Source organism: bacterium (assembly GCA_026398675.1).
Lineage (GTDB): Bacteria > RBG-13-66-14 > RBG-13-66-14 > RBG-13-66-14 > RBG-13-66-14 > RBG-13-66-14.
The window spans coordinates 12,222-16,598 of sequence record JAPLSK010000189.1 but is presented as its reverse complement, the minus strand read 5'-3'; the positions used below and the strand labels follow the sequence as shown (position 1 = coordinate 16,598).

General features: G+C 65.7%; 5 protein-coding genes. All 5 read right to left on the bottom strand.

What is annotated here, in order from left to right; genetic code table 11:
* Window positions 1-132 precede the first annotated feature (132 nt).
* The gene (gene sucD, locus NTW26_06300; GenBank protein MCX7021867.1) at window positions 133-1,047 is read right to left on the bottom strand and encodes a succinate--CoA ligase subunit alpha; all 915 of its coding nucleotides are present in this window, start codon (window positions 1,045-1,047) and stop codon (window positions 133-135) included.
* A gap of 212 nt (window positions 1,048-1,259) precedes the next feature.
* A complete protein-coding gene (locus NTW26_06295) occupies window positions 1,260-1,838 on the bottom strand; it encodes a hypothetical protein (protein MCX7021866.1) in 579 nt (192 codons plus the stop codon).
* 245 nt (window positions 1,839-2,083) lie between these two features.
* On the bottom strand, window positions 2,084-2,944 hold the full coding sequence (locus NTW26_06290; protein ID MCX7021865.1) for a right-handed parallel beta-helix repeat-containing protein: 861 nt from the start codon (window positions 2,942-2,944) through the stop codon (window positions 2,084-2,086).
* A gap of 76 nt (window positions 2,945-3,020) precedes the next feature.
* Complete coding sequence (gene yihA / locus NTW26_06285) at window positions 3,021-3,644, bottom strand: ribosome biogenesis GTP-binding protein YihA/YsxC (GenBank protein MCX7021864.1); 624 nt, start codon at window positions 3,642-3,644, stop codon at window positions 3,021-3,023.
* A 97-nt stretch (window positions 3,645-3,741) separates the two neighbouring features.
* Window positions 3,742-4,377 (bottom strand): DNA-directed RNA polymerase subunit beta' (locus NTW26_06280; GenBank protein ID MCX7021863.1); only part of this gene is annotated, 636 nt, incomplete at its 5' end.

Genomic DNA, 4,377 nt, shown 5'->3' with positions numbered 1-4,377 from the left:
GGAGAAGGGGACGGTCCCAATCAGCTCGTCGAGGGCGTACCCCCGCAGGGTCAAGCGGTTCGGCTCGACCTTGGTGATTTTGGTGATCCACTTCTCGCCCAAGCGACCTCCGATCGGTGTTGTCGGAATACCCTAGCCGCCGACGCGGCCGCCCTCGATGATGTGGGGCTCGTTAGCGGGACGGATTCCCAGCTCACCGAGGATGCGGGGGATATCGGCGAAGGTTTTGGCGATGCGGGCCCCGGCGCCCTCGAGGGCCTCCAGCTTGCTCCGGGCCGTGCCCATCCGCCCCTCGACGATGGCCCCGGCGTGGCCCATGCGCTTTCCGGGCGGGGCGAAGACGCCGCCGATCATTGCCACCACCGGCTTTTTCATCGCCCGGACGGCCGGAGCGGCCAGTTCCTCGTAAATCCCGCCTATCTCACCGGTGATGACCACGGCGTCGGTCTCGTCGTCCAAGTCGAAGAGCGGCAGGAGGTCGTTGTAGGTCGAGCCCAGCACCGGGTCGCCGCCCATCCCCACGCAGGTGGACTCGCCGTACCCCGACCGGGTCAGCGTGTCGGCGATGTAGTAGGTGATGGAGCCGGAACGGGATAGGGTGCCGATGCGGCCCCGCTCGAAGGCCAGCGGCGGGATGATGCCCACGTTGCAGCGGCCCGGCGAGATGACCCCCGCCGTGTTGCCCCCGAGGACCCGGGTGCCGCTCTTCTCGCTCTCTTCGCGCAGGCGGAGCATGTCGTGGACGGGGATGTGCTCGGGTACGACGACGACCAGCCTCAAACCGGCGCGGCAGGCCTCCACGGCGGAATCCAGCACGAAGCGAGCCGGGAGGAAGAGGACGCTCACGTCGGCCCCGGTGGCCTCAACCGCCTCGGCCGCGGTGTCGAAGACCGGCACCCCTTCCACTTCCTGCCCACCCTTGCCGGGGGAGGTCCCGGCAACGACGCGGGTGCCGTAGGAGTGCATCCGGGAGGCGTGGAAGCGGCCGGTCTTGCCGGTGATGCCCTGGACCAGGACGCGGGAGTTTTCCTCTATGAGGATGGCCACGGGGCTCCCCCGGGTTGAAATGGACGGCGGTGAAAGTAGCAGAGGCGGGCCTTCAAGTCAACCGGCCCCTTACCCACCCCCCGGGATTTAGACCGCGCGGGTTCCGCCGCGTGGGGAATTGTATGGCGAACCCCCACCCTCGCGCCGGGACGACCGTTCGTAAAAAAGACGCCCTACCGGGCGTCTGTGTTACGTAATCCGGGGACCGGCCGCTACTCCTCCGGCTCTTCGGGGACGGCGATGGGCAGCGTCACCTCGGCCATGAGGCTCTCGGGCAGGCCCTCGGTGCCCCAGTTCAGGAAGTAGTCGCAGGCGGTGCCGGTAATCTCGAAGCCGGCATTCTTGGCCCAGGCGGCCAGTTCCTCGTGCTCCCAGGCGCGGGAGTCGGAGTAGGGACCGCTGGTCTCCAGGTAGGCGACGAGCCGCTCGGGCAGGTTCTGGGCCGACAGGTCCCCCCAGGGATTGACTTCGGACGACACGCACACACCGACTTGGTATCGGGTGCGACCGTCGTCCTCTTTTCCGAGGTAGTGGATGAAGGGGGGCCCGGCCGGGGCGACCCCGTGGGTAACGAGCTCCGCGTCCAGCCCGGCGAGGGCGTCCAAGCCGTCGGTGCACTCCCCCGTCCGCTCCCGAAGCAAGACGAAGGCCGGCGGGAGGTACATGGTGCTGAACTCGAGGACCGGCTGGACCGTGTCCGTCGTCGTCGTCCCCGGTTCCTCCGACCCGCACGCGCAGAGCGCCGCCAGAAACGCCGCAGCCGCGACTACGATGAACCAGAGTGAGCGCAAAAACCCTCCTTATCCGCAAAGTGTATGGTAGCGGGAGCGGCGGCGACTGTCAAGGGATGAAAAAGGCGGCCCGGTGGACCGCCTTGAACGACGGCGAACACTACTGCTTTTGTAGAGGCAGTGATAGACGCGATAAAAAAGGCGGCCCGGTGGACCGCTTTGAACAGCGCCGAATACGACGGCGGTTGTAGTCTGGATTAAAAAAGGCGGCCCGGTGGACCGCCCTCGACAGCCGGACGTGTGGATCAGTGAGCCTCGTAGGCGGACTTGATGAGGCCCCAGGTCTGCCAGGCCACGCCGCCGCCTTCCCCCGCGGGCTCGGTCAGGAAGGGAACGAAATCCACCTCGCCCAGCACGCTGCGGTCGTGGAAGTCGAAGATTTTCCCGGCGATGACCATCTCGTCCACGGAATCCCACCAGTTCGCGGTGGCGTCAACGTTGTAGATGGAATCGTTCACCAGGTCGTAGGGGTAGTTGTCGAAGAGGTTGTTCTGGTTTATGGAGGCCGCGCAGTCCATGAGGTTGATCCCGCCCTGGTAAGGCAGCCCGGAGCCGTTTCCCACGATGGTGCAGCCGAAGATGTCCGGCGGCGTGCCGCCCACGATGCCGATACCGTGGACCGAGCAGTTGGTTATCTCGAGCCCGGTTATGGACGACGACATGGAGGCGCTGACGGTCATGTTCCACAGAAGAAGACCCTCTTTGGCGTACTCGAGTCGGCAGTTCTCCAGAATCACCGGGTTGTCGCCCTCGACCACGATGGCACCCCAGTCGCCGGGGAACGGTATCTGTTCGTTGGAGGTGAAGACGATGGGCCAGCCGGGGGTTCCCTCGGCGATCAACGAGCCGTGGATAACGATTATCTCGGCGCCGTCCCAGCGGCCGCCGTCATGGCTGACCTTGTCGAAGCGGACGGTGACGCCGTCCTCGATGCGCAGCGTGGCCCCGTTGGTAACGTACAGGTTGCCGTAGACCACGTACGGGGAACCGGAGATATCCCAGACGGTGTCCTCGGTGATGTCCTCCTGGAGGATAGCCGTAAAATCCGCCGACGCGGCCCCGGCGAGGACGAGTCCTACGAGTACAGTCCAAAACGCTCTGGGCATGACGAACACCACCCTTCACCCCGCGGGGGGCGAGTCGGTTGTTGAAAGCCTGTTTACTGTAGCACTTCCAAGACCCTCAGTCAAGTTCCCCGTGGCGCCGGAGCATCTCGAGGGCTGCCGACCACAGCTCCTCCCGCCCCGCGCCGGTGACCGCCGAGAAGGGGATGGGCATCACCCCGAGCGCACGGTGGTGCTCGGCCAGGGCATGCTGAAGGTGGTTGCGGGAGAGCTTATCGGCCTTGGTAGCCGCCACGATGACGGGAACCTCCAGGGCCTCCAGCCACTCCCGGGCGGCGACATCGCTCTCCAGACCGGGGTGCCGGACGTCCACAATCTGCACCACGCCGGCGCGCGACGGTCGGGAGACGGCCAGAATGGCGCATGCCAGCTCGTCGAAGCGCCCCTGTTCGGACCTCAGCACCCGTGCGTAACCATAACCCGGCGTGTCCACCAGACACAGATCTGTAAAGCCCCGTCCCGTGCGCAACCGGACCTGGTAAAAATTCAAAAGCCGGGTTTTGCCCGGTGTGGAGCTGGGGTAGGCCAGACGCTTCCGGCCGACCAGGATGTTGATGAGGCTGGACTTGCCCACGTTGGAGCGGCCGAGGAGCGCGATTTCCGGCACCCCCGGTTCCGGGATGCCGCTCGGTGAGGCCGCGCTCGTGATGAACTCGGCCCGGAGCACGCGGTGTACAGCCATCCCGTCCTCCGACCCGCGGTCGGCTAAGCCCGGGCCACCTCCTCGGCGGACAAAAAGGCAACTCGGACGCCCATCAGATTCCCCGGGCCCGCGCTAATTAATCCTGCTCCCCAATCCCCTCTTCATGAATCTCCGGTTCGCCTTCCACCTTTTCGACCTCGGTCTCCTCCTCGTCGGGCACATCGGATGACCCGTCGAATACCTCGAACTGGAGGGCCGTTCCTCCGGGCGCCTTCTCCACCTCATCCTGCGGCTCCCGATACTTGACCTCCGCTGCGGTTTCATAGACATTCTCGGAGTGCAGGCCGGTACCGGCGGGAATCAGCCGGCCCACGAGCACGTTCTCCTTCAGGCCGCGGAGGAAGTCCCGCTTGCCCGACACGGCGGCCTCGGCCAGGACGCGGGTCGTGTCCTGGAAACTGGAGGCCGAAAGGAAGCTCACCGTGGACAGGCTGGCCTTGGTGATTCCCTGAAGCACGGGATGGGCGGTGGCCGGTCTTCCCCCCTCCTCGATGACGGCCCGGTTCTCGTCCCGGTAGGCGTGGCGGTCCACCAGCTCGCCCGGAAGGAAGCGCGTGTCGCCGATGTCGTCTATCTGCACCCGGCGGAGCATCTTGCGGACGATGACCTCCATGTGCTTGTCGTTGATGGAGACCCCCTGAAGCCGGTAAACCTCCTGAATCTGGTTGACCAGGTACTCCTGCACGATGGTCGAGCCCTTCACCGCCAGAAG